This is a genomic window from Streptomyces sp. NPDC102258, from assembly GCF_055584685.1.
Genome location: NZ_JBVJLO010000012.1, coordinates 167,218 through 192,113, shown reverse-complemented (window position 1 = coordinate 192,113; position 24,896 = coordinate 167,218). Strand labels below are relative to the sequence as shown.

The window sequence follows — 24,896 nt, the reverse complement described above, 5'->3', positions numbered from 1 at the left end:
CGCCACGTCAAGCCCCTCACCAGCGGTTTCCCCGCTGGTGGGGGGCTTTTTGGTCGGTGGGGGCGGCGGGGGCGGTTTTGCGTCGGGGTGGGGGTTTTTCGTTGGTTTGGGGTAGGGGAGAGGGGGTGGGATGGGGGGTGCAGTGGCGTTTCGGCGTTGAAGGTGTTGGGCCGGACGGGTGAGTGCTTCGTTTCTGCGCTGTCGGGGCCGGACGGGGGGCGGCTAGAACTCCGTGCCATGACCAAGCACTTCGTGCGGCGCGGCCTTCCCGCGCTCGTCCTCGCGCTTCTGCCCGTACTCGCCACCGTCCCGGCCGCCGACGCCGCGTCCGCGCCCGCCGCTGCCTCCGCCCGGAGCGACAGCCGCTTCTACGGCGGCTCCACCCTCCACAAGAACCAGGCCTGGACCTCCGGCAACGGCCGGACCGTCCTGCGCGTCCAGGGCGACGGCAACTTCGTCCTCTACAAGGACGGCCACGCGGCCTGGCAGGCGCCGGGCGTCTGGCCGAAGGCCGACAGCGCCGTCTTCCAGGAGGACGGCAACTTCGTCGTCTACGACGGCAACGGCCGCCCCGTCTGGGCCGCCGGCACCTGGCACAAGGGCAACCACCTCGCCGTCCAGGACGATGGCAACGCCGTCGTGTACGACATCGACAACCGGCCCGTCTGGGCCACCGACACCGGCGACTAGCGGACGGAAACGACGAGGGGCCCCGCCGCTCGGCGGGGCCCCTCGGGCGTGCTTGCGGGGCGGGGTCAGCCGCCGCACTGGCAGGGGGCACCGGACTGGCAGCCGCAGCCGCAGCCGGAACCGCAGCCGCAGGCCGCGAGCAGCGGGAGGCGCAGGGGTTCCGGACGGGACGGCTGCTGCTCCTGCTCCGGGGTGACCGGGACGGGGGAATCGGGCATGGATCCTCCTCGTGGCGCACGGAGAGGGCGCCCGGATGACGAAGCGCCCTCGCCTCATTCATGCCCAGCCACACCGGCGCGTCAACGGCGCATTGAGGCTTGGAAGGAACGTTTCTCAGACGCCGTCCACCGGCGTCGGCTGCTGCAGCTCGTCCGCGTGCTCACCGGTCACCAGGTAGACGACCCGCTTGGCGACCGACACCGCGTGGTCCGCGAAGCGCTCGTAGTAGCGGCCCAGCAGCGTCACGTCGACCGCCGTCTCGATGCCGTGCTTCCAGCGGTCGTCCATCAGGTGCTGGAACAGCGTGCGGTGCAGCTGGTCCATCTCGTCGTCGTCCTGCTCCAGCTGGAGCGCCAGGTCCACGTCCTTGGTGATGATGACCTCGGCGGCCTTCGCCATCAGGCGCTGCGCCAGCTGTCCCATCTCCAGGATCGTCGCGTGCAGGTCGCGCGGCACCGCCGTGTCCGGGAAGCGCAGCCGCGCCAGCTTCGCCACGTGCTGCGCCAGGTCGCCGGAGCGCTCCAGGTCGGCGCTCATCCGCAGCGAGGTCACGACGATGCGCAGGTCCGTCGCGACCGGCTGCTGGCGGGCCAGCAGGGCGATGGCACGGGCCTCCAGGTCGTGCTGGAGGTCGTCCACCTTCTGGTCGGCGGCGATGACGCTCTCCGCCAGCTTCAGGTCGGCGTCCAGCATGGAGGTCGTCGCCCGCCCGATCGCGGAACCGACGAGCCGGGCCATCTCGACCAGGCTCTCTCCGATCGAGTCCAGTTCCTCGTGGTACGCGTCGCGCATGGTGTCCCTCTCTTGCCTGCTGCTTGCCCGCAGCGTGTGTCTGCTGCTGCTCTCGCTACTCCGTGGCCGAATGACCCACGTTTACACGTTCGGGCGCGGAGGCGTCCGACTCCGGCATCACAAGTGAATCAACCCTGTCCCCAGGGTGAACTCTGGGCGACGACTGTTCGAGGTGCCACCCGAACGGCTGTGGAAGTGTCGTCGTGCCTGCTTAACCTGGATGCATGGACGTGAACGCGGCGGTCGCCGCAGCTGCAGCGATCGCCGGTTTGTGCACCGGCGTGATCGCCATGCTGGCGTTCCGCTGGAGCGAGCGCGACCAGGCCCGCCCCACCCGGAGCTCCATGCGCCCCGACATCAACGCGGTGCTCCCGCCCGGAGTGGACACCGTCCTCTCCGTGCTCCGCTCCTCCGCCGTCGTCCTCGACGAGGGCGACGCGGTGGTCAAGGCCAGCTCGGCGGCGTACGCCCTCGGCCTGGTCCGCGGCGGGAAACTGGCCGTGGAGCCCATGCTCCACATGGCCCGCGACACCCGCCGGGACGGAGAGATACGCCAGATCGAGCTCGACCTGCCCCGGCGCGGCACCGGCCGCGGCGAGGCCCTCGCCGTCTCCGCCCGCGTCGCCCCGCTCGGCTCCCGCCTGGTGCTCCTGCTCGTCGAGGACCTCACGGAGGCCCGCCGCATCGAGGCGGTCCGCCGGGACTTCGTCGCGAACGTGTCGCACGAGCTGAAGACCCCGGTCGGAGCGATCTCCCTGCTCTCCGAAGCGGTCATGGACGCCAGCGACGACCCCGAGGCGGTCAGCCGCTTCGCGGGCCGCATGCAGATCGAGTCCACCCGCCTGATCAACCTCGTACAGGAGCTCATCGACCTCTCCCGGGTACAGAACGACGACCCGCTGGAGGACGCCGAGCCCGTACGGGTGGACACGCTGGTGGCGGAGGCCATCGACCGCTGCCGCCACACGGCCACCTCCAAGCAGATCACCATGGCCGCCGGCGGCACCGCCGACCTGCGGGTCTGGGGAAACCGCGGCCAGCTGGCGGCGGCCCTCGGCAACCTCGTGGAGAACGCCGTCAACTACAGTCCGGCCCGCACCCGCGTCGGCATCGCCGCGCGCCGGGTGACCGTGCCCGGGGGAGACTTGATCGAGATAGCCGTGACCGACCAGGGCATCGGCATCCCGGAGAAGGACCGCGAGCGCATCTTCGAGCGCTTCTACCGCGTCGACCCGGCCCGCTCCCGCGCCACCGGCGGGACCGGACTGGGCCTCGCGATCGTGAAGCACGTGGCGGCCTCGCACGGCGGGGAGGTGTCGGTGTGGAGCTCGGAGGGCCAGGGTTCCACGTTCACCCTGAAGCTTCCCGAGGCAGCCGCGCCGTCCCCGGCGAATACCCCCGCACCCGCCCCACCCCTGCCCGACCCAGAACCAGTCATCCCTGCCCCGGAGGTCCTTCCGTGACCCGAGTGCTCGTCGTCGAGGATGAGGAATCCTTCAGCGACGCCCTGTCCTACATGCTCCGCAAGGAAGGCTTCGAGGTCGCCATCGCCGCCACGGGGCCCGACGGGCTGGACGAGTTCGAGCGCAACGGCGCCGACCTCGTCCTCCTGGACCTCATGCTGCCCGGCCTGCCGGGCACCGAGGTCTGCCGGCAGCTGCGCGGCCGCTCCAACGTTCCCGTGATCATGGTGACCGCCAAGGACAGTGAGATCGACAAGGTCGTCGGGCTGGAGATAGGAGCCGATGACTACGTCACCAAGCCCTTCTCCTCCCGGGAGCTGGTCGCCCGCATCCGCGCGGTCCTGCGCCGCCGCGGCGAGCCGGAGGAGGTCACCCCGGCGGCCCTGGAGGCCGGCCCGGTACGGATGGACGTGGACCGGCACGTGGTCACCGTCGGCGGCGCCAAGGTGGACCTCCCGCTGAAGGAGTTCGACCTGCTGGAGATGCTCCTGCGCAACGCCGGCCGCGTGCTCACCCGCATGCAGCTGATCGACCGGGTCTGGGGCGCGGACTACGTCGGCGACACCAAGACCCTGGACGTCCACGTCAAGCGCCTGCGCGCCAAGATCGAGCCGGACCCGGGCGCGCCGCGCTACCTGGTCACGGTGCGCGGCCTCGGCTACAAGTTCGAGCCGTAAACCGGCCCGGACCAGTGAACGGGGAGGGCCCCGGCCGCGTCAGCGGCCGGGGCCCTCCCCGTTACTCCTGCGGCGTCAGTGGCCCGCGCTGTGCGAGGCGGCGCCCGACGGCGTACCCGAGGGGGTCGTGCCCGCGGCGCCCGACGGCGCGCCCGAGGGGGAGCCGGACGGGGAGCCCGACGGCGCGCCGGACGGGGTGCCCGAGGGGCTCGGAGCGGCGGCGGCCTCGGTCGGGCCGAAACCGGCGTACATGCCGGTGGCCGGCACGACGAAGGCGGCGATCTCGACGTCACCGGCGGTGCTCAGCTGGAAGACGACGTCCTGCGCGTTGCCGGGCTCCACGGAGGCGCTGCCGCCCTCGATCACGGCGGAGGCGTTGCCCTTGCCGCCCAGCACCAGGGACCCGCCGGCGGGCACGACGATCTTGCCGGAGCCTTCGGCGCCCTTCAGGGTGACCTTGGACTTGCCGCCCGCGAGGGTGATCCCGTCCAGGGTCTGCGGCGCGGCGCCGCCGTTGAAGAGCGTCGCGGAGACCGAGGCCGGCCCCTTCTTGCCCTTCTCGCCCTGGGCGATCACGAGCGCGTTCTGGACCTTGATGTCGCCCTTGGTGACGGCGGCGTTGTCCGGCTTGATCTCTAGAGTCTGCGCGTCGTTGCCGGCACCGCACGCGGCGAGCGAGGCGATCGAGAACACGACGGCGGTAGCGGCGAGGGCGCCGCGTCGAAGGCTGCGGCTCACGGCTGCGGCAACTCCTAGGACGTACGGACGGGACGGTGGGCTCTCGGGACGGCCGAGGTAAAGCCGTCCTAAGGGTGTGTCAGCGCGCTTAGGTTACCGAGCCGCCGCCCCGCCTCCGCACCCGACCCTCCGCAGCGCGCCCCCCGCCTGCGCCGCTCCCGCGATCTCGCATTCCCATAACCCGCCGGACACCTCCCGGTGATCAATTACGGGATTCCCTCGAACGCGGCCCGGTGATCAATTGGCGATTGGGCCGGAACCCGCTCCGTACGGGTGCCCGCCAGTCGAACGGAGTACTTCGGTTTCCTGCCCCGGAACCCGCCAAAACGGGACGTACGTCACACTCGTGCGCTCCTCCGCCAGGTGTAACGTGGTCGATTCGCCTGGTCCGCACAGCGCCTCCGACCTGCGAATACCCCCTTCCGGAAGCCCTTCGCAGCACGATCGTGTCGCTGTTGTCAAGCCCCGAGATATGCCCTGACCTGCGAAAACGCCATTCATAACAGTCCGTTCTCGTGTTACCCTGGATAGCCACGGAAGGGGTACCTGTCACATGACGTTCAAGGTTGGCGACACCGTGGTCTATCCCCATCACGGGGCCGCGCTGATCGAGGCCATCGAAACTCGCCAGATCAAAGGCGTGGACAAGACCTACTTGGTGCTCAAGGTCGCCCAGGGCGACCTGACGGTTCGTGTGCCTGCGGACAATGCGGAGTTCGTCGGCGTTCGCGACGTAGTCGGCCAGGACGGGCTGGACCGGGTCTTCGAGGTGCTCCGCGCACCGTACGCAGAAGAGCCGACGAACTGGTCCCGGCGCTACAAGGCAAATCTGGAGAAGCTCGCTTCTGGCGATGTCATCAAGGTCGCCGAAGTGGTGCGTGACCTGTGGCGTCGTGAGCGCGAGCGCGGACTCTCCGCGGGTGAGAAGCGCATGCTCGCGAAGGCACGCCAGATCTTGGTGAGCGAGCTCGCGCTCGCCGAAAACACCAACGAGGACAAGGCAGAGGCCCTCCTCGACGAGGTTCTCGCGTCCTGACGCCCGAACCGAACCACAGTGTGCCGCGGTGCCCGATGACAAGCCCCCTGCTCCACGAGAGGGCCGTCGCCGGGCGCTGCGGCATGTCTGCTTCCTAGTTTCCCAGCTTGTCCCTGGGTTCCCCCGGCCCGTCACGGAAGGGGCGAGGGCGTCGCACCCGGCACCCTCCAGGCCATACCCATGTCGGCCGAAGTCACAAACCTGGCCCGGAGCTCCCACTGATGACTGACCCAACGCGCCCCCACCGCACCGCCGCGGTGATCCCGGCCGCCGGCCGCGGGGTACGCCTCGGCCCCGGCGCCCCCAAGGCCCTGCGGGCCCTCGGCGGGACGCCCATGCTCATCCACGCCGTCCGGGCCATGGCCCGCTCCCGCGCCGTCTCCCTCGTCGTCGTCGTCGCCCCGCCCGACGGCGCCCCCGAGGTCCGCCACCTCCTCGACGAGCACGCCCTGCCCGACCGCACCGAGATCCTCGTCGTCCCCGGCGGCGAAACCCGCCAGGACTCCGTACGGGCCGGCCTCGACGCCCTCCCGGCCGACGTCACCTCCGTACTCATCCACGACGCGGCCCGCCCGCTGGTCCCCGTGGACACCGTCGACGCCGTCATCGACGCCGTCCGCTCCGGCGCCCCCGCCGTCGTCCCCGCCCTGCCGCTGACCGACACCGTCAAGGAAGTCGAGCCCGGCGCGCCCGGCGAACCCGAACCCGTCGTCGCCACGCCCGACCGGGCCCGGCTGCGCGCCGTACAGACCCCCCAGGGCTTCGACCTCGCGGCCCTGCTGCGCGCCCACGCCGCCATCGCCGTCAGCGGCGACGGCGCCACCGACGACGCCGGCATGGTGGAACGCACCGGAGTCACCGTCGTGACCGTCCCCGGCCACGAAGAGGCCTTCAAGGTCACCCGCCCGCTCGACCTGGTCCTCGCCGAGGCCGTACTCGCCCGCAGGAGGGCCACCGATGCCTACTGACCGCGCCGGCGGACCGCTGCTCCCCCTCGTCGGGATCGGCACCGACGTCCACGCCTTCGAGACCGGCCGCGAGCTGTGGTGCGCCGGACTGCTGTGGGAGGGCGAGGACGGCCTCGCCGGACACTCCGACGGAGACGTCGCCGCCCACGCCGCCTGTGACGCCCTCTTCTCCGCCGCCGGCCTCGGCGACCTCGGCGCCCACTTCGGCACCTCCCGCCCCGAGTGGTCCGGCGCCGCCGGAGTCACCCTGCTGGCGGAGGCCGCCCGGATCGTGCGCGCCGAGGGCTACGAGATCGGCAACATCGCGATCCAGGTCATCGGCGTACGCCCGAAGATCGGCAAGCGGCGCGAAGAAGCGCAGAAGGCGCTCACGGCGGCCGCGGGCGCCCCCGTCTCCGTCTCCGGCACCACCACCGACGGACTGGGCCTCACCGGCCGCGCCGAAGGCCTCGCCGCCCTCGCGACCGCCCTCGTCTACCGGCCCTGACCCGGCGCGGGAGCGTACGGGCGCGGCCCCGGCCGGGCCCGTACCCGTACGCCCCCACCCGCACCCGGCGCCGCCGGCCCCGGAGGCCCACGCGACACCCCGGCGCGTACCGGCCACAACGGGAAAACCGCCCGTACGGGACCACGCGCCCCGCCCGGCCGGCCACAAACCCTCCCCCGGGTCCCCCAAGGGTCGCGGGGCACTGCCGCAGGCCCACTACCCTGGATGCCGTGACTATTCGCCTGTACGACACCAGCGCCCGGCAGATCCGCGACTTCACCCCGCTCGTCCCGGGCTGCGTCTCGATCTACCTCTGTGGCGCGACCGTCCAGGCCGCCCCGCACATCGGGCACATCCGGTCCTACCTGAACTTCGACGTCATGCGCCGCTGGTTCGCCCACCGCGGCTACCACGTCACCTTCATCCGCAACGTCACCGACATCGACGACAAGATCATCGCGAAGTCCGCCGAACAGGGCCGCCCCTGGTGGTCCATCGGCTACGACAACGAACTGGCCTTCAACCACGGTTACGACGCGCTGGGCTGCCTGCGGCCCACCTACGAGCCGCGCGCCACCGGCCACGTCCCCGAGATGATCGAGATGATGCGCGGGCTCATCGAGCGCGGGCACGCCTACGAGTCGGAGGGCAACGTCTACTTCGACGTGAAGTCCTTCCCCGGCTACCTCTCGCTCTCCCGCCAGGAACTCGACAACATCCGCCAGCCCGAGTCCACCGGCGAGACCGGCAAGCGCGACCCGCGCGACTTCGCCATGTGGAAGTCCGCGAAGCCCGGCGAGCCCTCCTGGGAAACCCCCTGGGGCCGCGGCCGTCCCGGCTGGCACCTCGAATGCTCCGCGATGGCGCACAAGTACCTCGGCGAGGCCTTCGACATCCACGGCGGCGGACTCGACCTGATCTTCCCCCACCACGAGAACGAGATCGCCCAGGCCCAGGCCTTCGGCGACACGTTCGCGAAGTACTGGGTGCACAACGCCTGGGTCACCATGTCCGGCGAGAAGATGTCCAAGTCGCTCGGCAACTCGGTGCTCGTCTCCGAAATGGTCAAGCACTGGCGCCCCATCGTGCTCCGCTACTACCTCGGCACCCCCCACTACCGCTCGATGATCGAGTACAGCGAGGAGGCCCTGCGCGACGCGGAGTCCGCCTTCGCCCGCATCGAGGGCTTCTACCAGCGCGTCATCGAGAAGGCGGGCGGCCCCGTCGAGCCCGCTGCCGAGGTCCCCCCGGCCTTCGCCGAAGCCATGGACGACGACCTCGGCGTCCCGCAGGCACTCGCCATCGTCCACACCACCGTCCGCCAGGGCAACAGCGCCCTGGCAGCCGACGACAAGGACGCCGCCATCGCCCGCCTCTCCGAGGTCCGCGCCATGCTGGGCGTCCTCGGACTCGACCCGCTCGACCCGCACTGGGCCGGCGAAGGCACCGACCGGGGCGAGGACCTGCACGGAGCCGTCGACACCCTCGTACGCCTCGTCCTGGAACAGCGCGAGTCCGCCCGGGCCCGCAAGGACTGGACGACCGCCGACTCCATCCGCGACCAGCTCCAGCAGTCCGGCCTGGTCATCGAGGACAGCCCCACCGGACCCCGCTGGACCCTCGGCCCGCGCTGAGCGCGACCGGCGACAGGGCCCTGCGGAGCAGTCCGACTGTGCCGCCCGGCCTCCCGGGCGGCACACTCTTCATACGTACATATCGCAGCATCAACGAAACAGGTAGAGGTCATGGCCGGGAACAGCCAGCGCAGGAACCGCCGCACGTCCAACAAGAAGGGCGCCACGGTCGGCAGCGGTGGCCAGCGGCGCAAGGGCCTGGAGGGCAAGGGCCCCACGCCCAAGGCCGAGGACCGCAAGAAGCACAAGGCGAACCGCATCGCCGGCGCCATGGCCCGCCAGGCCGCCAAGCGCCGCCCCGCCCCCCGCCGCGGCGGCCCCAAGGGCACCAGCGAGATGGTCGTCGGCCGCAACCCGGTCTTCGAGGCCCTGCGCGACGGCGTACCCGCCACCACCCTCTACGTCCAGCAGTTCATCGACAACGACGAGCGCGTCCGCGAAGCCCTCCAGCTCGCCGGCGAGCGCGGCAACATCAACCTGATGGAAGCCCCGCGCCCCGAGCTCGACCGCATGACCAACGGACTCAACCACCAGGGCCTCGTCCTCCAGGTCCCGCCGTACGAGTACGCGCACCCCGAGGACCTCACCGCCGCGGCCTACGACAACGGCGACGACCCGCTCATCGTCGCCCTCGACGGCGTCACCGACCCGCGCAACCTCGGCGCCATCGTCCGCTCCGTCTCCGCCTTCGGCGGCCACGGCGTGGTCATCCCCGAGCGCCGCGCCGCCGGCATGACCGCCGGTGCCTGGAAGACCTCCGCCGGCACCGCCGCCCGCACCCCGGTCTCCCGCGTCACCAACCTCACGCGCGCCCTCCAGGACTACAAGAAGGCCGGTCTGACCGTCGTCGGCCTCGCCGCCGAGGGCGAGCACTCCGTCGCCGACCTCGACGCGCTCGGCGGCCCCGTCGTCATCGTCGTCGGCTCCGAGGGCAAGGGCCTCGGCCGCCTCGTCGGCGAGAACTGCGACTACCTCGTCCGCATCCCGATGCCGGGCGGCGCCGAGTCCCTCAACGCCGGCGTCGCCGCGGGCGTCGTCCTGTACGAGGCCGCCCGCCGACGCGCCGACGCCGGCCGCGTCTGACCGCGCGGAGCAGCCCTCCCCGGGCCGCTCCCGCTTGATCCACTTGGCTCACCGGAAGTGACCCGTGAGCGTGTCACCCCGCCCCTTCCGGGCGGGGTGACTTGATCTTGACGGGCCTCGGACAGATCCCTGCTGTCAAGGCAGTGTCCAAACCACTCATCACTCGGTTAGATGAGTGTGGACACCAGAACGTCAGGGTTCGACGACCAGCCCGCGCTGAGCATGGTCAAGGTGCCGTGCGACCCCGCACAGGTCATCGTCAACCACGCCAGCTTCCGCGTGCGGCTCGCACCGAGCCCGAGCGCGCGTTCCAAGCCCGCGAACGCCCCCGGCCGCGCACCCCTACTCGGCGCCGCCGTGGCCGCCGCCGGAGCCACGCGCCGCCGGGCACCCGTCGTCTGGAGCGGCAAGGACGCCCCCGGCGACGAGGCAGCCATGGGCGGGCTCCTCCAGGCCGTACGAGAGGCCGGCCGCGGATACGACGAGTACGACGGCGGCACCACCCAGACCATCCCCCGGGTCGACCTGGCCCACGACCTCGCCGACGACACCCTCGCCACCCCCACCGTCATCGGCCAGCGCACCTACGGCGACCCGGACGAAACCCGCCCCTTCACCCCCGTACGCGACCTGCCCCACCACGACCGGTACCCCGGCGACACGCACCAGCCCCCCGGCCCCGACAACCGGCGCGGACCCGCCGACCCCCGGGCCCAGGCCTCCTACTACCCCGGCCGCCGCATGAACCTCGGCGTCGTCCTGCTCCCGCTGCGCGTCTTCCTCGGCTTCATCTCCATCTACGCCGGCATGGGCAAACTCTGCGACCCCGTCTACTTCGACGGCGGCGAGCGCGGCTCCATGGTCACCTGGCTCCGCACCCTGCACCCCTGGGCCCTCGCCGAACCACTGCGCGACTTCGCGCTCGCCCACCCCGTCGGAGCCGGCCTCAGCGTCGCGTTCCTCCAGGTCATCGTCGGCGTCCTGACCGTCTTCGGGCTCTGGCAGCGCTTCGCCGCCTGCATCGGCGCCCTGCTCTCCGCCGCGCTGCTGATGACGGTGAGCTGGAAGACCGTCCCCGCCTACGACGCCCCCGACATCATCTACCTGGCCGCCTGGAGCCCGCTGATCATCGCCGGCGCCCCCGTCTACTCCCTCGACGGACGCCTCGCCGGCGAAGCCTGGCGCACCCTCGGCCCACGCAGCGAAGTCTGGCGGCTGCGGCGCCGCGTCCTGCGGCGCGGCGCCGTGATGGCCACCGTCGTCTGCGGACTCACCCTGCTGATCGGCTCCGTCCTCGGCGGCGCCGTCCGCTCCAGCACCGTCGTCACCGTCCCCGGCCCCGACCAGGCCCCGAGCAACTACCTCCCCGGCAGCCCGCTGCCCCAGGCCCCCGCCAAGCAGTCCGGACAGCCCGCCCGCCAGCAGCCCTCGAAGCAGGCCAGCCCCTCCGCCCCCGCCTCCGCCACCCCCTCCACGAAGCCCGCCCGCACCGGCAGCGGAACCACCACCCGCGAGAGCGCCGGCCCCGGCGCCCCCAGCTCCACCACCAAGGGCGGCGGCAGCGGACAGACCCCGCGCGGCACCACCCCGAAGCAGTCCAGCCCGCAGCAGCCCCCCGCCTCCACCGGGACCCGCGGCGGCTCCGACACCCCGGCCAAGAAGCCCGGCCTCGTCGGCGGCCTCCTCGGCTGACCCCTCCCACCCCGCACAGGGCCCGGCACGCGATCGAGCGTGCCGGGCCCTTCCGCGTACGGGGGCAGGAGGTGGCGTAACGGCGCTCAGGCGGGCTTGTGCGCCGCCAACTCCCGCGCCGCCTCAGCCAGGTCCTTCGCCGTGTCGATCGCCCGCCAGTAAGCCCCCTGCGGCAGCGGGAAACCCGCCAGCCGCCGCTCGCGCGCCAGATGCGGGAACGTCGTCCGCTCGTGATCCCCCACATCGGGAAGCAGCGCGGCGAACTCGGGAGCGAACACGTACACCCCCGCGTTCACCGGATACGGCGACTGCGGCGCCTCGATGAAGTCCAGCACCTGCCCGAACTCGTTCGTCTCCACCACCCCCCACGGCATCCGCGGCCGCGCCAGCGCCAGCGTCGCCAGCGCCCCCCGCTCCTCGTGGAAGGCCGCCATCTCACGCAACGGGAACCGCGTCCACACGTCACCGTTCGTCGCGTACCACGGCCGGTCCGCACAAGGCAGCCGCCGCGCCGCGTACTTGAGGCCGCCCCCACGCCCCAACGGCTCCTCCTCCACCACCGTCGTCACGCGCAACGGCAACGAGGCCCCCGTCAGCCACTCCTGGAGCACCTCCGCCAAGTGCCCGCACGAGACGACCGCGTCCGTCACCCCCTCCGCCGCCAGCCAGGCCAGCTGATGCCCGATGATCGGCACCCCCGTACCCGGGATCTCCACCATCGGCTTCGGCCGGTCGTCCGTATACGGCCGCAGCCGCGAACCCTGGCCGCCCGCCAGGACCACGGCCTGGGTGGGCGGAGCCGGGAACGCGGCCGCGCTGTCGGTGGGTTGGGGTGGGACCGGCGAAACCGGAGGTACCGGCGGGACCGGCGATGCGGGAGGAACGTCGCTCATGGCCGTCAGCGTAGGGACGGCCCCTGCCCCGGCGGAGACAGGCGCGGCGGGCGGTCAGCCCATCGAGGCGACACCGGACGCGTACGCCGTGTCGCACACCGGACGCGCGAAGGACTGCGCCTTCGTCGGCCCGTACACGTCCACGGCGGCCCGGCCCAACGCCCGCGCGATACCCACGCAGTGCTCGGCGAGCGAAGGCCGCTTGTCCACCTCCTGCTGGAGATGCGTCAGGACATCACCCGGCGCCTCACCCTGCCGGATTTCACCGAGCAGCTTCTCGCGCAGCACGTCCTGCACGGCGCGCGGCTTGGCGGGGACCGAGACGTCCTCGGCGGAGGCGGTCAGGATCTGGGAAGGGGAATTGTCCGCCCACGGGACCATGGTGACCGCGAGGGTTCCGGACAGGACCAGGACGACGGGCAGGACCAGAGCGAGGGAACGGCCGATTCGGCGGGCAGTGTGGGTCACGAAGGCGAGAGTAGCGCTCGGTGAGGATTAGGCGACATTTAGTCACCCGGTCGGGGGATGGTTCGACGTGGCTTTTCGAATCCAGGGTTGACGGGTGCGGCCGAATGGACCGGTCTGCGGTATTCGTACCACCGGTCACCCACAACACGCCCGCGAGGGGCGCCCCTTGGCGGGACGCCCCTCGCGGTCACTCCGAAAACCTCAGCCGGACAACCGCTCGCCGGACGACGTCGAGAACACGTGGATCTCATCGGCACGCGGCACCACGTGCAACGTGGCCCCCTTCTCCGGCACCTGCCGGCCGCCCACGCGCACCACGATGTCCTGCGCCGCCTTCTCCATACCGAGCGCGGCGCTGCCGTACACGTAACCGTCCGCGCCCAGTTCCTCCACCACGTTGACCGTGATGGTCAGGCCGCCGGTGTCGCCGACGTCGAAGTGCTCGGGGCGCACGCCGACCGTGACCGTACGGTCGCCCGCGTCGGCGGCGGCGGACAGCGCCTCGCGCGACACGGGAACGACGCTCTCGCCGAACTTCACGCCGCCGTCGGTGATCGGCACCTCGACCAGGTTCATGGCCGGAGAACCGATGAAACCGGCGACGAACAGGTTCGCCGGGCGGTCGTACATGTTGCGCGGGGTGTCCACCTGCTGGAGCAGACCGTCCTTGAGGACCGCCACGCGGTCGCCCATCGTCATCGCCTCGACCTGGTCGTGGGTGACGTAGACGGTGGTGATGCCCAGGTCGCGCTGGAGAGCCGCGATCTGGGTACGGGTCGACACGCGGAGCTTGGCGTCCAGGTTCGACAGCGGCTCGTCCATGAGGAAGACCTGCGGCTTGCGGACGATCGCCCGGCCCATCGCCACACGCTGGCGCTGGCCACCGGAGAGCGCCTTGGGCTTGCGGTCCAGGTACTGCGTGAGGTCGAGCATCCGGGCCGCCTCCTCCACCTTGCGGCGGATGGTGGCCTTGTCCTCACCGGCGATCTTGAGCGCGAAGCCCATGTTGTCGGCGACCGTCATGTGCGGATACAGCGCGTAGTTCTGGAACACCATCGCGATGTCCCGGTCCTTGGGCGGCAGGTGCGTGACATCGCGGTCACCGATGCGGATGGCGCCCCCGTTGACGTCCTCCAGACCCGCGAGCATGCGCAGGGAGGTGGACTTGCCACAGCCGGAGGGGCCGACGAGGACGAGGAACTCGCCGTCCTCGATCTCCAGCTCCAGCTGGTCGACGGCGGGCTTGTCGCCGCCCGGGTAGAGACGGGTCGCCTTGTCGAAGGTGACAGAAGCCATGGTGATGAATCCCTTCTACCGGCAGGAACGTGCCGGACGATCCGAGTGGAAGGTCTAGTCCAATATGCAGGACTCGGCCTGACGCTACCCGGTGTCAGGGCCTCTGTCAGCAATCTGACGAATCGGATTGCGGGCCGGCTCCGCGCGGTCGCACCGGCACCCGCGGAAACAACGTGATGGCCCGGGGGAGAGGGCCCTGTGTAGAGTGATGACGGCCCTGCCCCCTTAGCTCAGCTGGCCAGAGCAACGCTCTTGTAAAGCGTAGGTCGTCGGTTCGAATCCGACAGGGGGCTCTGCTTCCGAAGGCCCCGGATCGTCCTGATCCGGGGCCTTCGGTTTGGGCTACGGCTTGTCGCGAATGACGGCGGCCGCCTCTCCCCTGGCCCGCCTGAGGGCGATGTCATACGCCCAGGCGTAGGTGGAGACCTTCTTGTCGATGGAGAAGTGCCGGCCGGTCGCCTGATCGAGGACACGGTGGAATTCGTCCATCAACTCCGCCCACTGCACCGACTCGAAGTCCGCCTCGGTCCACTCGTAGAGGGAAAGGAGTTCCTCCTTGACCGAGGCGAAGAAGGTCAGGCCCTCTCGCTCGGACCGGTCCACCCGAACGTTGTGGCGGCGGAGGAGTTCCTTGAGGTGATCGGGTGCGTCGGCCCACTTCTCCGGTCCACTGTTCAGCTCGGTGTGGTCGACCCACGCCCAGAAGCTTTCGGCGTCCGCCACGTCCGGGGCCTCGGCGTGGTGCCTCTTGCACAGCAGGGCGAAGTTCCGCACGTCCATGGAGCCGCCGAGGGCGCTCGGCACGACGTGCGCCCGCTCCACGGGTTTGGCCCAGCAGACGAGGCACGCGGCTTCCTCCATGCCGAGGTACTCGGCTATCGCGCGGGTCGTGGGCGGCGACTTGCGGTCGGCGGGAACCGCTTCACGCGGATTGAGGGTGAGGGCCTCCGCGTCGAAGCCGAACCGGCTCCCATCGTCCGGGTAGCCGAAGGCCAGACGGTCCGGGATGTCGTTCCTCTGGCCCTTCATGCGGACGCCGATCAAGGGCGTGTGCACCTCGGTGAGGTACTTCCCGAGGTATTCGAGCGCGAAGTGGTGGATCAGCTCGAACGCGTCGTGGTCGTAACCCCCGGCGGAGTTCCGGTGGCCCTGGACATCGATGTAAAGGTGCCTCGGGGCGCCGGGGGAGGCGCGCTCCGCCTGTTGGACCAGTAAGAAGATGCGCAGTGCGGAGCGCTCGAAGTTCTCATAGACCTTCATGTCGTGGTAGATCCCCACGGCCGGGCGGTGGTCCCGGGCCCCCTTCTTCCGTGTGCGCTGCTTCGTCCTCTTCGCCATGGCCCCCCCTGGGCTCGGTGTCGTCGCGGCGTCGAACAGGATGGCAGCAGGCGCTGACAGTGGCCCTCAGCCGCGGCCTGAGATGCGGTTGGCCAGGCGGGCCAGGGGGGTGGTCGTGGGGCGGTGGGTGGTGGATTCGTGGCGGTCCGCTTCGCGGTAGGCGGCGTAGAGGGCGTGGACGCCGAGCCAGCGGAGGGGTTCGGGTTCCCAGCGGCGGACGCGGTGGTGGACCCAGGGGAGGGTGGTCAGGTCGGTGGTGTCGCCGAGGACCAGGTCGCGCAGGGTGCGGGCCGCGAGGTTGGCGGTGGCCACGCCGGAGCCCACGTAACCGCCCGCCCAGCCGAGGCCCGTGGTGGGGTCCAGAGTGACGGTGGCGCACCAGTCGCGGGGGACGCCGAGGACGCCCGACCAGGCGTGGGTGATCTCCGTGCCGGTGAGCTGGGGGAAGAAGGAGAAGAGCAGGTCGGTGAGGGCGGTGATGGTGGCCGGCTGGGTGCGGCCGTCGTGGTCGGTGCGGGAGCCGAAGCGGTAGGGGATCCCGCGGCCGCCGATCGCGATGCGGTCGTCGGCGGTGCGCTGGGCGTACATGTAGGCGTGGGCCATGTCGCCGAGGAGTGTGGCGCCGGACCAGTTGAGGGATTCCCAGGCGGTCGGCGGCAGGGGGGCCGTGACGATCATCGAGGAGTTCATGGGGAGCCAGGTGCGCTTTTGGCCCTTGAGGGCGGCGGTGAAGCCTTCGGTGCAGCGCAGGACGTACGGGGCGCGGGCGGTGCCGTAGGGGGTGACGGCGCGGCGGGGGGCGAGTGCGGTGACGGGGGTGGATTCGTGGATGACCACGCCGAGGCGTTCGCAGGCGGCGGCGAGTCCGCGGACGAGTTTGAGGGGGTGGATGCGGGCGCCGTGGGGGGTCCAGCTGGAGCCGACGGCGTCGGCGATGTCGATGAGGGCGCGGGTGGCGGTGGCGTCGTGGAGGACGCGGTCGGTTTCGCCGAAGCCGAGTTCGGTGGTGTGGAAGGCCTTGAGGCGGGTGAGCTGGGCGGGGGTGCGGGCGATTTCGAGGACGCCGCCGTGGTGGATGTCGGCGTCGATGTGTTCGGCGGCGGCGGTTTTGATGACTTCGGTGACGGTGTCGTTCATGGCGTGCTGGAGGCGGGCGGCGGCTTGGTGGCCGTGGCGGGCGGCGTAGTGGTCGCGGCCGGCGATGCCGTTGTAGAGCCAGCCGCCGTTGCGGCCGGAGGCGCCGTAGCCGCAGAACTTCTGTTCCAGGACGGTGATGCGGAGGTCGGGGGCGGCGCGCTTGAGGTAGTAGGCCGTCCACAGGCCGGTGTAGCCGCCGCCGACGATGACGACGTCTGCCGTGGTGTCGGTGGTGAGGGGGGCGCGGGCCGGTTGGGGGGTGGTGGGGTCGGTCGCGTACCAGAAGGAGATACCGCCGTTGATCGTCATGGGGGAGTTGGTACACGGGGTGTTCGAGGGGTGTCCAGGGGCGGGGTGTCGTGTTTCGGGGGGTGTTGGCAGGCCGTTTGGTCCCTGTGTGGGGGGTGGGTGGGGGCGTAGGGAGGGTCGCCGGGCGTGCGGTGTCAGGGGGGTGGGTCAGGATGGGGGGATGGTGCGGAACGAGCGGCAGCGGGCGGCGGCGGGGCGGGCTGGGGCGGCGGCGCGGGCGGTGAAGGCGGCGCGGCGGGCGGAGGTGCGGCTGCCGGGGCTCGTGGCGTGGGAGGGCGGCGGGCTGGAGCCGGACGGGGATTACGACGGCCTGGAGTTCGCGGACCTCGACCTGGCGGGGCAGGAGGGGGTGGGTGCGCGGTTCATGGACTGCGCGCTGCGCCGGTGTGTGCTGGACGGGGTGGGGCTGGCGAAGGCCCGGGTGCTGGATTCGGTGCTGGAGGGGGTCCGGGGGGTGGGGGCGGACCTGGCGGGGGCGTCGTTGCGGGATGTGGAGTTGCTGGAGGCGCGGCTGGGCGGGGCGCAGTTGCACGGGGCGGTGCTGGAGCGGGTCCTCGTACGGGGCGGGAAGATCGATTACCTGAATCTGCGGACGGCCCGGTTGAAGGACGTGGTGTTCGAGGGGTGTGTGCTGGTGGAGCCGGATTTCGGGGGTGCGGTGCTGGAGCGGGTGGGGTTTCGGGGGTGTGTGGTGCGGGGGGCGGACTTCACGGGGGCGCGGATGACGGATGTGGATCTGCGCGAGGCGTCTGAGCTGGGGATCGCGCGGGGGGTGGAGGCTTTGGCGGGGGCGGTGATCAGCCCTGCGCAGTTGTTCGAGTTGGCTCCGGCGTTGGCGGCGCAGTTGGGGGTGCGGGTGGTGGGGTAGCGGGGGTTTAGGCGGGGACGCGGGGGAAGCGGGACTGGAGCGTCCAGATGACGGGGTTGTCGGCGAGGCCGTCGTGCATGTCGATGAGGTCGGCGATGAGGTCGTGGAGGAAGTCGCGGGCTTCGCGGCGCAGGAGGCGGTGGCTGAAGGTCAGCGGTTCTTCTTCGGGGGCCATCCAGTCGGCTTCGATGTCGACCCAGCCGAAGCGGCGCTGGAAGAGCATGCGGTCGGCGGACTCGGTGAAGTCGAGTTCGGCGTACTGGCGGTTGGCGGAGCGGCTGCCGCGGGGGTCCTGGTCGAGCTGCTCGACGATGTCGCAGAGGGCCCAGGCGAAGTCGAGGACGGGGACCCATCCCCAGGCTGTGGATACTTCCCGGTCCTTGTCGGTGTCGGCGAGGTAGACGTCGCCGCAGAAGAGGTCGTGGCGCAGGGTTCGGACGTCCGCGGAGCGGTAGTCGGTCTGCGGGGGGTCCGGGAAGTGCCGGGAGAGGGAGTAGCCGATGTCGAGCACGTCCTTGATGGTGTCACGGGGACACCGGTTCCCGTGCGGGGGGCTGCGCGGCGGGGGGTGGGGTCGGGCTTCCTGGGGCTCCGCCCCGGACCCCCGCGCCTCAAACGCCGGCGGGGCTGGAGTGGCTGGGCGGTCCGTTCGTCTTGTGCGCCGCGTTATGAGGGGAGGAGGCGTTTTTCCTTGGCTGTCGCGACGGCGCCCGCGCGGGTGTCTACGCCGAGTTTGTCGTAGATGCGGCCCAGGTGGGTTTTGACCGTGGCTTCGCTGATGAACAGGGCGCGGGCGATGTCGCGGTTGCCGAGGCCGCGGGCCAGTTGGGCCAGGATGTCCAGTTCGCGGTCCGTGAGTGTGGGCCGGGTGCCGCGCATGTGGGCCATGACCCGGCTGGCCACCGGCGGGGACAGGGTGGTGCGGCCCGCGGCGGCGGAGTGGATGGCGGCGAAGAGTTCTTCGGGGCGTTCGGCCTTCAGCAGGTAGCCGGTGGCGCCGGCGCCGATGGCCCGGGTGACGTCCGCGTCCGTGTCGTACGTGGTCAGGACCAGGACGTGGGGCGGCTCGGGGAGGGCCGTGATGCGGCGGGTGGCTTCGACGCCGTCGATGCCCTCGCCGAGCTGGAGGTCCATCAGCACCACGTCCGGGCGGAGCTTGGCGGCCAGCGCGACGGCGTCCTCGCCGTTTCCGGCTTCGCCGAGGACGTCGATGTCCGGCTCGCTGCCGAGGAGCGCGAGGAGTCCGGCGCGTACCACGGCGTGGTCGTCGCAGAGGAGGATCGTCGTCATCCCGGGGTCTCCAGGGGGATCGCGGCCGAGAGGACGGTGCCTTCGCCGGGGGTGGATTCGAGCGTCAGGGTTCCGCCGAGCTGGCGCACGCGGGCGCGTATGGCGGGGAGGCCGTGGCCCCGTTCGGGGGTGGCGGGGGTGGTTGGGGGTGCGGTGAGGCCGTCGCCGTCGTCCGCGACGTCGAGGACGACCTGGTTGCCGAGGAAGCTCAGGGTCAGGGCGGCGGTCGTGGCCCCGGAGTGTTCGCGGATGTTGGCCAGGGCGCCCTGGGCGATGCGCAGGAGGGCCGATTCGGTGCGGTCGGGGAGCGGGGTGGGGGCGCCTTCCAGGTGGAAGCGGACGTCGATGCCGGGGCCGGCGTCCAGGGCGCGCAGGGCGTCGGGGAGGCCGGTGCCGTTTTCCAGCTCGGGCGGGGCCAGGTCGTGTACGAGGCGACGGGCCTCGGCGAGGCCGCGGGCGGCGATGCCGGTGGCGGTACGGATGTGGGCGCGGGCGGTGTCCGGGTCGCTTTCCCAGGTGCGGTCGGCGGCTTGGAGCAGCATCTGCTGGCTGGAGAGGTGTTGGGCGAGGGTGTCGTGGATTTCCATGGAGAGCCGTTGGCGTTCGGCGAGGGTGCCTTCGCGGCGTTCGGTGGCGGCGAGTTCCCGGCGGGTGCGGAGGAGGTCGTCGATGAGGGTGCGTTGCTCGCGGGCCTGGCGTTCCATGTGGACGAAGACGGCGGTGGCGAGGGCGGCGATGGCCGGCGGTGCGAGGAGGAGGTTGGGGTCGAAGGCGGTGGAGAGCTTGAGCTGGGCGGCGACGACGAAGACGGTGAGCAGGGCTACGAGGACCACTGCGGCGCGGGGGCGCAGGGTGCGCAGGGCGGTGAAGAAGAGGGGGACGGCGCACCAGGCGAAGCTCGGTGCGAGGACGACGAGGACGACCCAGGTGGTGACGGTGAGGCCGAGCCAGAGGCGGCGGGTGGGGGTGGTGGGCGGGGTGGGGGGCGGCGAGGTGGGCTGGGGGCGGGTGGTGCCGAGGGCGGGGCCGAGGACGTAGAGCAGGGTGAGGGTGACGCTGAGGGCGATGATCCAGGGGGTGCGGGGTTCGCCGGGGTGGCGGAGGAGGAAGCGGGCGACGGAGGCGCCGAGGAGCAGGAAGAAGGCGGTGTGCGTGACGGTGGTCAGCGCGCGGGGGGTGGCGTGGGAGGCGGTGGGGCGGGGCCGCGGGGGGTGGCTCACGGCGGGGCTCCTGGGGGTGGTGGGGGCGCTGTCCATTTTGCCCTTGCCCTGGCCGGGCTGGGTGGGGGGTGGGCGGGGCCGGCTGCGTTTGTAGTGGGGGGTCTGAGTCCGGGCTCTCTGGGGCTCCGCCCCAGACCCCGCGCCTCAAACGCCGGCGGGGCTGGATGAGGCAGGGCTGCGCCGGTCCAGCGGACTTGCGCCCGGGCTCCTGGGGCTCCGCCCCAGACCCCGCGCCTCAAACGCCGGCGAGGCTGGATTTTGGCCGGGCGTCGGGTTCCTCTTGCGCGCCGTGTCGCTGTTCGGGCCCCTTCAGGAGAACCGGGTGGGCAGGGGGTTCGCATCGGCCGATCGGTTGACCTTGGGGTCGGCCGGTGGGGGTGGTGGCGGGAGCTGGTGGGGGGATGGGGTGGTGGGGGGTTGCGGGGGAGGGTGGGGGTGTCAGTCGAGTTGACGATCATCAGGAGTCGCAGTCATGAGCATCCGTACCCGTGTCCTCGGTGGTACCGCCCTTGTCGTCGCCCTCGGCGCCGGTGCCTTCGGTGCCGTCAGTGCGAGCGCGGCCCCGGCAGCGGCGGGGAAGAAGGACGGCGACCGGAACTTCACCACCTCCACGCACCTCACCGTCGACGCCGCGACCCGCGCCGCGCAGGCCGCCCTCCAGGCGGCGGCGAAGGAGAACCAGAAGGTGACGGTCGCGGTGGTCGACCGCAACGGCAACACCGTCGTCACCCTGCGCGGTGACGGTGCCGGCCCGCAGTCCTACGAGTCGGCGCAGCGCAAGGCGTACACCGCCGTGTCCTGGAACGCCCCGACCTCGGTGCTGGCGGGGCGTCTCGCGCAGACCCCGAACCTGAAGGACATCCCTGGGACCCTTTTCCTCGCGGGCGGCGCGCCGGTGCAGGCCGATGGCGCTCCGGTCGCGGGTGTGGGTGTGGCCGGGGCTCCGAGTGGTGAGCTGGATGAGAAGTTCGCCAAGGCCGGGGTGGACGCCCTTGGCAGGTGACCGCCGCCGAGGTACGGACCGCCCCCGGCCCGGAGTGCCGCTTAGGATCGGGGCGTGGAACAGCGTGCGTTCGTTCGTTTTGGCGCCCCCGTGCTCGCCGTTCTCCTCGCCCTGACCGCCGGGTGTACGGGAGCTACGGTGCAGGGGCGGCCGGGGGCGGCCGGGGTGCGGGATCCGTACTTTCCGCGGGCGGGCAACGGGGGGTATGAGGTCGAGCACTACGACCTCGACCTGGAGTACGACCCCGCCGACGGGCAGCTGCACGCCACCGCCGTCATCACGGCCCGTGCCGAGCAGGGGCTCAGCTCCTTCAACCTCGATCTGAGCGGTCTGAAGGTGGAGGACGTGGAGGTGCAGGGCGCGGGCGCCCGGTTCAACCGGACCGGGAACGAGCTGACCGTTCGCCCCGCCAAGGACCTGCGCAAGGGCGAGGTGTTCCGTACCGAGGTGGACTACGGCGGGCGTCCCAAGCCGGTGGTCGACCCGGACGGTTCCAAGGAGGGGTGGATCGTCGCCCCGGGCGGCGACGGGGCGGTCGCCGTCGGCGAGCCCGTCGGGTCGATGGGCTGGTTCCCCGGCAACCACCATCCCGGCGACAAGGCCACGTACGACGTGACCGTCACCGTCCCGAACGGCTACGAGGCGGTCTCCAACGGTGAGCTCCGTTCCCGTCGGCCGGTCGCGGGCGGGCGGACCGAGTTCGCGTGGCACAGCCCGGAGCCGATGGCGAGCTACCTGGCGACCGTCGCCGTCGGCAGGTTCACGGTGACGACGGGCCGGACCCCTTCCGGTGTCGCCGTGTACGAGGCCGTGGACCCGGGGGAGGCGGTGGACAGTGCGCCCGCGCTCGCGCGGGTGCCGGAGATCGTCGAGTGGGGGAGCGCGAAGTTCGGCCCCTACCCCTTCGGTACGGCCGGTTCGATCGTGATGCCGGATCGGACCCTCGGGTACGCCCTGGAGACGCAGACGAAGCCGGTCTACCCGGGCGCTCCGGACGAGGAGTTGGTGGTGCACGAGCTGGCGCACCAGTGGTTCGGCAATTCGGTCTCGCCGAAGTCCTGGAAGGACATGTGGCTCAACGAGGGTTTCGCGACGTACGCGGAGTGGCTGTGGTCGGAGGACCGGGGCGGGGTGAGCGCGCAGCGCCGCTTCGATGCCTTCCTGGCCGGTGACACCTCGGTCGACGCGCACGCCGACACCGACTGGGCGGCCTTTGCGCCCGCGTCTCCGCCAGGGCCGCAGCATCTCTCCGACGATCCGGTGTACTACCGGGGGGCGATGGTCCTGCACCGGATCCGGCAGGAGGTGGGGGACGCGAAGTTCTTCGACCTGCTGCGCGGCTGGGCCGCCGATCACCGGCACGGCAATGCGAGCACGGCCGACTTCACGGCGTACGCGACGCGGCGCACGGGGCACGATCTGCGCAAGGTGTGGGACGTGTGGCTGTACGGGGACGAGCGGCCCACCGTCGGCTGAGCGTCCCGGGGGATGGCGAAGCCCCCTGCCCCGGTCGGGGGCCGGGGGCGTCGCCGGGCGTCGTCGGACGGGTCAGACGTTGACGCCGAAGTCCTGGGCGATGCCGGTGAGGCCGGAGGCGTAGCCCTGGCCGACGGCGCGGAACTTCCACTCGGCGCCGTTGCGGTAGAGCTCGCCGAAGACCATGGCGGTCTCGGTGGCCGCGTCCTCGGAGAGGTCGTAGCGGGCGATCTCGGCGCCGCCGGCCTGGTTCACGACGCGGATGTAGGCGTTGCGGACCTGGCCGAAGTTCTGGCTGCGGGATTCGGCGTCGTAGATCGAGACCGGGAAGACGATCTTGTCGACGTCGGCGGGCAGGCCGGCGAGGTTGACGTTGATGGCCTCGTCGTCGCCCGCGCCCTCGCCGGTGCGGTTGTCGCCGGTGTGGACGATGGTGCCGTCCGGGGTGGTCTTGTTGTTGAAGAACACGAAGTGGCCGTCGGAGACGACCTTGCCGGTCGCGTTGACCGCGATGGCGGAGGCGTCCAGGTCGAAGTCGACGCCGGTGGTGGTGCGGGTGTCCCAGCCGAGGCCGACCGTGACGGCGCTGAGGCCGGGGGCCTCCTTGGAAAGCGAGACGTTGCCGCCCTTGGACAGGCTTACTGCCATTTTGACTGGTGTCCCTTCTTCGTCACATGACCGCGCTCCGTGGTCGCGGTCACGGTACTGCTGACCTTCCTAACGTGGGGAGGGGCCCGCTGGGTTCCGGATGCGCCGCGGTGGCCGAAATCGGGGTGACGGGGGCGGTGGCGGGGGCCGATCATAGGGGCATGCCTGGTCCCTATGTCATCCGCGGTTCGGTCGTGCTTCCCGAGGGGGAGCTGGCCTGGCGTTTCTCGCGTTCCTCCGGGCCGGGCGGCCAGCACGTGAACACCTCGGACTCGCGCGCGGAGCTGCTGTTCGACCTGGCGGCGACGAAGGCGCTGCCGGAGGTGTGGAAGGAGCGGGCGCTGGAGCGGCTGGCCTCCCGGCTGGTGGACGGGGTCGTGACGGTACGGGCCTCCGAGCACCGCTCGCAGCTGCGCAACCGGGAGATGGCCCTGGTCCGGCTGGCCTCGCTGCTCGCGGAGGCGACGGCCCCGCCGCCGAAGGCCCGCCGGGCGACGAGGATCCCGCGCGGTATCAACGAGCGCCGGCTGCGTGAGAAGAAGGCCCGGGGCGAGACGAAGCGGGGCCGCACGGGCCGCGACTGGTAGGGGGAGTGGGGGCCCGGGCCGGTCTTACGATCGCGGCCCGGGCCGCCCCCGCCCGCCCCCCGGGGCCCTACGGCGCCAGGTGCCGGTAGCGGCCCCGGAAGTACGTCAGCGGCGGGGCGTCCGGGACCGGCTGGGCCGCTGTCAGGACGCGGGCGACGACCAGGGTGTGGTCGCCCGCCTCGACGCGGGATTCCGTCCGGCACTCCAGTGTGGCCAGCGCCCCCGACAGCAGCGGCGCCCCGCTGACCGCGCCGCGTACGTACGGGAGGCCCTCGAACAGCAGCCGGTCGCTGATCCGGTTCTTCATGGCGAAGCGGCCCGCGATCTGGAGCTGGTTGTCGGCCAGGACGGACACGGCCCACAGCGGCTGCTCCGCCAGCAGGTCGTCCATCCGCGAGCCCTCGCGCAGGCTCACCAGGACCAGCGGCGGGTCCAGGGAGACGGACATGAAGGCGGTGGCCGTCATGCCGACGTCCTCACCGGCCGGCCCGTCGGCGCTGCCCGCCGGTTCGTGCGCGGTGATCAGGCACACCCCCGCCGCCAGCCGGGACATGGCCGCGCGGAACTCGTCGTCGCTCACCCCCTCAGGATGGGGGGTGAGGGGCGGCAGGGGGGACAGCGGGGGCACAAGGGTCGTCTTCGGCACGTTCCGAACGCTAGTGCCGCCGCCGTTCGGCGCACATCGGGCGCCGGTCCGAGCCGCGTCCCCGACCCGGGGACTAGGCCTCCGGCGTATGTTTGCTCGCGAGAAGAGGGGGGAGCGCTCCCACTCAACGGCCCGCCCAGAGTGCGCCGTTATTCATCTCATGTGACTTGAGTCACAGAGGGCAAGATTTGTTGACCCTGTGTACCCGTCGCACAGCTCACTGTGATTCAGTGGACGG

General features: G+C 71.5%; 26 protein-coding genes and 1 tRNA gene. 14 read left to right on the top strand and 13 right to left on the bottom strand.

The features are described from left to right. Positions 1 to 237 precede the first annotated feature (237 nt). Positions 238 to 690, top strand: coding sequence for a hypothetical protein (locus tag ACZ6ZT_RS21740; protein WP_469721313.1), 453 nt, complete (start codon positions 238 to 240; stop codon positions 688 to 690). A 65-nt stretch (positions 691 to 755) separates the two neighbouring features. On the opposite strand, the gene ACZ6ZT_RS21735 is transcribed toward ACZ6ZT_RS21740, so the two are convergent. Both ACZ6ZT_RS21735 and phoU read right to left on the bottom strand, forming a co-directional pair. After that, a complete protein-coding gene (locus ACZ6ZT_RS21735) occupies positions 756 to 908 on the bottom strand; it encodes a hypothetical protein (protein ID WP_385012062.1) in 153 nt (50 codons plus the stop codon). A 115-nt stretch (positions 909 to 1,023) separates the two neighbouring features. Beyond that, positions 1,024 to 1,701, bottom strand: a complete 678-nt coding sequence (gene phoU / locus ACZ6ZT_RS21730; RefSeq protein WP_469721312.1) for a phosphate signaling complex protein PhoU — start codon at positions 1,699 to 1,701, stop codon at positions 1,024 to 1,026. A 224-nt stretch (positions 1,702 to 1,925) separates the two neighbouring features. Between phoU and phoR the strand changes: the two genes are divergently transcribed. Further along, positions 1,926 to 3,164, top strand: coding sequence for a two-component system sensor histidine kinase PhoR (gene phoR, locus ACZ6ZT_RS21725; protein ID WP_469721311.1), 1,239 nt, complete (start codon positions 1,926 to 1,928; stop codon positions 3,162 to 3,164). A 5-nt stretch (positions 3,165 to 3,169) separates the two neighbouring features. Then, entirely contained in the window at positions 3,170 to 3,841 is a 672-nt protein-coding gene (gene phoP, locus ACZ6ZT_RS21720) for a two-component system response regulator PhoP (RefSeq protein WP_467644498.1), read from the top strand. A gap of 75 nt (positions 3,842 to 3,916) precedes the next feature. On the opposite strand, the gene ACZ6ZT_RS21715 is transcribed toward phoP, so the two are convergent. Then, positions 3,917 to 4,579, bottom strand: coding sequence for a DUF461 domain-containing protein (locus tag ACZ6ZT_RS21715; RefSeq protein WP_469721309.1), 663 nt, complete (start codon positions 4,577 to 4,579; stop codon positions 3,917 to 3,919). Between the two features lie 553 nt (positions 4,580 to 5,132). Here ACZ6ZT_RS21715 and ACZ6ZT_RS21710 point away from each other — a divergent pair. The 6 genes from ACZ6ZT_RS21710 to ACZ6ZT_RS21685 all read left to right on the top strand — a co-directional run bounded on the left by ACZ6ZT_RS21710 (position 5,133) and on the right by ACZ6ZT_RS21685 (position 11,479). Further along, a complete protein-coding gene (locus ACZ6ZT_RS21710; RefSeq protein WP_003953493.1) occupies positions 5,133 to 5,615 on the top strand; it encodes a CarD family transcriptional regulator in 483 nt (160 codons plus the stop codon). 221 nt (positions 5,616 to 5,836) lie between these two features. Beyond that, positions 5,837 to 6,583: a 2-C-methyl-D-erythritol 4-phosphate cytidylyltransferase gene (gene ispD / locus ACZ6ZT_RS21705; protein WP_469721308.1), complete on the top strand. Its 747-nt coding sequence runs from the start codon at positions 5,837 to 5,839 to the stop codon at positions 6,581 to 6,583. Next, positions 6,573 to 7,070 (top strand): 2-C-methyl-D-erythritol 2,4-cyclodiphosphate synthase, encoded by a 498-nt coding sequence (ispF, locus tag ACZ6ZT_RS21700; RefSeq protein WP_469721306.1) that lies wholly within the window; start codon positions 6,573 to 6,575, stop codon positions 7,068 to 7,070. The genes ispD and ispF overlap by 11 nt, the downstream gene beginning before the upstream one ends. A gap of 230 nt (positions 7,071 to 7,300) precedes the next feature. Continuing rightward, positions 7,301 to 8,704 (top strand): cysteine--tRNA ligase, encoded by a 1,404-nt coding sequence (gene cysS, locus ACZ6ZT_RS21695; protein ID WP_469721304.1) that lies wholly within the window; start codon positions 7,301 to 7,303, stop codon positions 8,702 to 8,704. Positions 8,705 to 8,815: 111 nt separating this feature from the next. Continuing rightward, positions 8,816 to 9,787 (top strand): 23S rRNA (guanosine(2251)-2'-O)-methyltransferase RlmB, encoded by a 972-nt coding sequence (gene rlmB, locus ACZ6ZT_RS21690; RefSeq protein WP_469721302.1) that lies wholly within the window; start codon positions 8,816 to 8,818, stop codon positions 9,785 to 9,787. A 171-nt stretch (positions 9,788 to 9,958) separates the two neighbouring features. Next, complete coding sequence (locus ACZ6ZT_RS21685; RefSeq protein WP_469721300.1) at positions 9,959 to 11,479, top strand: DoxX family protein; 1,521 nt, start codon at positions 9,959 to 9,961, stop codon at positions 11,477 to 11,479. 86 nt (positions 11,480 to 11,565) lie between these two features. Here the strand turns inward: ACZ6ZT_RS21685 and ACZ6ZT_RS21680 are convergent, their stop codons facing one another. From ACZ6ZT_RS21680 to ACZ6ZT_RS21670, 3 genes are all read right to left on the bottom strand, one after another. Continuing rightward, entirely contained in the window at positions 11,566 to 12,372 is an 807-nt protein-coding gene (locus ACZ6ZT_RS21680; RefSeq protein WP_469721299.1) for a nucleotidyltransferase family protein, read from the bottom strand. A 54-nt stretch (positions 12,373 to 12,426) separates the two neighbouring features. Beyond that, a complete protein-coding gene (locus ACZ6ZT_RS21675) occupies positions 12,427 to 12,840 on the bottom strand; it encodes a hypothetical protein (RefSeq protein WP_469721297.1) in 414 nt (137 codons plus the stop codon). A gap of 201 nt (positions 12,841 to 13,041) precedes the next feature. Continuing rightward, on the bottom strand, positions 13,042 to 14,136 hold the full coding sequence (locus ACZ6ZT_RS21670; protein WP_469721296.1) for an ABC transporter ATP-binding protein: 1,095 nt from the start codon (positions 14,134 to 14,136) through the stop codon (positions 13,042 to 13,044). 219 nt (positions 14,137 to 14,355) lie between these two features. Here ACZ6ZT_RS21670 and ACZ6ZT_RS21665 point away from each other — a divergent pair. Further along, positions 14,356 to 14,429: transfer RNA gene (locus tag ACZ6ZT_RS21665), tRNA-Thr, on the top strand. 49 nt (positions 14,430 to 14,478) lie between these two features. On the opposite strand, the gene ACZ6ZT_RS21660 is transcribed toward ACZ6ZT_RS21665, so the two are convergent. Then, positions 14,479 to 15,474: an HNH endonuclease signature motif containing protein gene (locus ACZ6ZT_RS21660; protein ID WP_469721294.1), complete on the bottom strand. Its 996-nt coding sequence runs from the start codon at positions 15,472 to 15,474 to the stop codon at positions 14,479 to 14,481. Positions 15,475 to 15,540: 66 nt separating this feature from the next. After that, a complete protein-coding gene (locus tag ACZ6ZT_RS21655) occupies positions 15,541 to 16,920 on the bottom strand; it encodes an NAD(P)/FAD-dependent oxidoreductase (RefSeq protein WP_469721292.1) in 1,380 nt (459 codons plus the stop codon). A gap of 160 nt (positions 16,921 to 17,080) precedes the next feature. Here ACZ6ZT_RS21655 and ACZ6ZT_RS21650 point away from each other — a divergent pair, with 160 nt between their 5' ends. Further along, positions 17,081 to 17,788 (top strand): pentapeptide repeat-containing protein, encoded by a 708-nt coding sequence (locus tag ACZ6ZT_RS21650; RefSeq protein WP_469721291.1) that lies wholly within the window; start codon positions 17,081 to 17,083, stop codon positions 17,786 to 17,788. Positions 17,789 to 17,795: 7 nt separating this feature from the next. Here ACZ6ZT_RS21650 and ACZ6ZT_RS21645 read toward each other — a convergent pair whose 3' ends face one another. The 3 genes from ACZ6ZT_RS21645 to ACZ6ZT_RS21635 all read right to left on the bottom strand — a co-directional run bounded on the left by ACZ6ZT_RS21645 (position 17,796) and on the right by ACZ6ZT_RS21635 (position 20,298). Then, the gene (locus tag ACZ6ZT_RS21645) at positions 17,796 to 18,299 is read right to left on the bottom strand and encodes a hypothetical protein (protein WP_469721290.1); all 504 of its coding nucleotides are present in this window, start codon (positions 18,297 to 18,299) and stop codon (positions 17,796 to 17,798) included. Between the two features lie 155 nt (positions 18,300 to 18,454). Continuing rightward, on the bottom strand, positions 18,455 to 19,078 hold the full coding sequence (locus tag ACZ6ZT_RS21640) for a response regulator (RefSeq protein ID WP_469721288.1): 624 nt from the start codon (positions 19,076 to 19,078) through the stop codon (positions 18,455 to 18,457). Next, positions 19,075 to 20,298 carry a sensor histidine kinase gene (locus ACZ6ZT_RS21635; RefSeq protein WP_469721287.1) on the bottom strand — a complete coding sequence of 408 codons (1,224 nt, stop codon included), beginning with the start codon at positions 20,296 to 20,298 and terminating at the stop codon, positions 19,075 to 19,077. The genes ACZ6ZT_RS21640 and ACZ6ZT_RS21635 overlap by 4 nt, the downstream gene beginning before the upstream one ends. A 472-nt stretch (positions 20,299 to 20,770) precedes the next feature. Here ACZ6ZT_RS21635 and ACZ6ZT_RS21630 point away from each other — a divergent pair, with 472 nt between their 5' ends. Next, a complete protein-coding gene (locus ACZ6ZT_RS21630; RefSeq protein WP_469721286.1) occupies positions 20,771 to 21,301 on the top strand; it encodes a GlcG/HbpS family heme-binding protein in 531 nt (176 codons plus the stop codon). Between the two features lie 54 nt (positions 21,302 to 21,355). Next, positions 21,356 to 22,777 (top strand): M1 family metallopeptidase, encoded by a 1,422-nt coding sequence (locus tag ACZ6ZT_RS21625; RefSeq protein WP_469721284.1) that lies wholly within the window; start codon positions 21,356 to 21,358, stop codon positions 22,775 to 22,777. A 72-nt stretch (positions 22,778 to 22,849) separates the two neighbouring features. On the opposite strand, the gene ACZ6ZT_RS21620 is transcribed toward ACZ6ZT_RS21625, so the two are convergent. Next, a complete protein-coding gene (locus ACZ6ZT_RS21620) occupies positions 22,850 to 23,425 on the bottom strand; it encodes a TerD family protein (RefSeq protein WP_385314362.1) in 576 nt (191 codons plus the stop codon). 161 nt (positions 23,426 to 23,586) lie between these two features. Here ACZ6ZT_RS21620 and arfB point away from each other — a divergent pair, with 161 nt between their 5' ends. After that, positions 23,587 to 24,012: an alternative ribosome rescue aminoacyl-tRNA hydrolase ArfB gene (gene arfB / locus ACZ6ZT_RS21615; protein WP_469721282.1), complete on the top strand. Its 426-nt coding sequence runs from the start codon at positions 23,587 to 23,589 to the stop codon at positions 24,010 to 24,012. A 67-nt stretch (positions 24,013 to 24,079) separates the two neighbouring features. Here the strand turns inward: arfB and ACZ6ZT_RS21610 are convergent, their stop codons facing one another. Continuing rightward, on the bottom strand, positions 24,080 to 24,565 hold the full coding sequence (locus tag ACZ6ZT_RS21610) for a flavin reductase family protein (RefSeq protein WP_469721419.1): 486 nt from the start codon (positions 24,563 to 24,565) through the stop codon (positions 24,080 to 24,082). Between the last annotated feature and the right edge of the window lie 331 nt (positions 24,566 to 24,896).

What these genes read in the sequence shown, in the direction of transcription:
- ispF (WP_469721306.1), top strand. Translation starts at nt 6,573, where the DNA reads ATGCCTACTGACCGCGCCGGCGGACCGCTGCTCCCCCTCGTCGGGATC.
- ACZ6ZT_RS21710 (WP_003953493.1), top strand. Translation starts at nt 5,133, where the DNA reads ATGACGTTCAAGGTTGGCGACACCGTGGTCTATCCCCATCACGGGGCC.
- ACZ6ZT_RS21610 (WP_469721419.1), bottom strand. Translation starts at nt 24,565, where the DNA reads ATGTCCCGGCTGGCGGCGGGGGTGTGCCTGATCACCGCGCACGAACCG.
- ACZ6ZT_RS21680 (WP_469721299.1), bottom strand. Translation starts at nt 12,372, where the DNA reads ATGAGCGACGTTCCTCCCGCATCGCCGGTCCCGCCGGTACCTCCGGTT.
- phoR (WP_469721311.1), top strand. Translation starts at nt 1,926, where the DNA reads ATGGACGTGAACGCGGCGGTCGCCGCAGCTGCAGCGATCGCCGGTTTG.
- ACZ6ZT_RS21670 (WP_469721296.1), bottom strand. Translation starts at nt 14,136, where the DNA reads ATGGCTTCTGTCACCTTCGACAAGGCGACCCGTCTCTACCCGGGCGGC.
- phoU (WP_469721312.1), bottom strand. Translation starts at nt 1,701, where the DNA reads ATGCGCGACGCGTACCACGAGGAACTGGACTCGATCGGAGAGAGCCTG.
- ACZ6ZT_RS21655 (WP_469721292.1), bottom strand. Translation starts at nt 16,920, where the DNA reads ATGACGATCAACGGCGGTATCTCCTTCTGGTACGCGACCGACCCCACC.
- rlmB (WP_469721302.1), top strand. Translation starts at nt 8,816, where the DNA reads ATGGCCGGGAACAGCCAGCGCAGGAACCGCCGCACGTCCAACAAGAAG.
- ACZ6ZT_RS21630 (WP_469721286.1), top strand. Translation starts at nt 20,771, where the DNA reads ATGAGCATCCGTACCCGTGTCCTCGGTGGTACCGCCCTTGTCGTCGCC.
- ACZ6ZT_RS21740 (WP_469721313.1), top strand. Translation starts at nt 238, where the DNA reads ATGACCAAGCACTTCGTGCGGCGCGGCCTTCCCGCGCTCGTCCTCGCG.
- ACZ6ZT_RS21685 (WP_469721300.1), top strand. Translation starts at nt 9,959, where the DNA reads ATGAGTGTGGACACCAGAACGTCAGGGTTCGACGACCAGCCCGCGCTG.
- ispD (WP_469721308.1), top strand. Translation starts at nt 5,837, where the DNA reads ATGACTGACCCAACGCGCCCCCACCGCACCGCCGCGGTGATCCCGGCC.
- ACZ6ZT_RS21660 (WP_469721294.1), bottom strand. Translation starts at nt 15,474, where the DNA reads ATGGCGAAGAGGACGAAGCAGCGCACACGGAAGAAGGGGGCCCGGGAC.
- ACZ6ZT_RS21620 (WP_385314362.1), bottom strand. Translation starts at nt 23,425, where the DNA reads ATGGCAGTAAGCCTGTCCAAGGGCGGCAACGTCTCGCTTTCCAAGGAG.
- ACZ6ZT_RS21735 (WP_385012062.1), bottom strand. Translation starts at nt 908, where the DNA reads ATGCCCGATTCCCCCGTCCCGGTCACCCCGGAGCAGGAGCAGCAGCCG.
- ACZ6ZT_RS21640 (WP_469721288.1), bottom strand. Translation starts at nt 19,078, where the DNA reads ATGACGACGATCCTCCTCTGCGACGACCACGCCGTGGTACGCGCCGGA.
- ACZ6ZT_RS21650 (WP_469721291.1), top strand. Translation starts at nt 17,081, where the DNA reads ATGGTGCGGAACGAGCGGCAGCGGGCGGCGGCGGGGCGGGCTGGGGCG.
- arfB (WP_469721282.1), top strand. Translation starts at nt 23,587, where the DNA reads ATGCCTGGTCCCTATGTCATCCGCGGTTCGGTCGTGCTTCCCGAGGGG.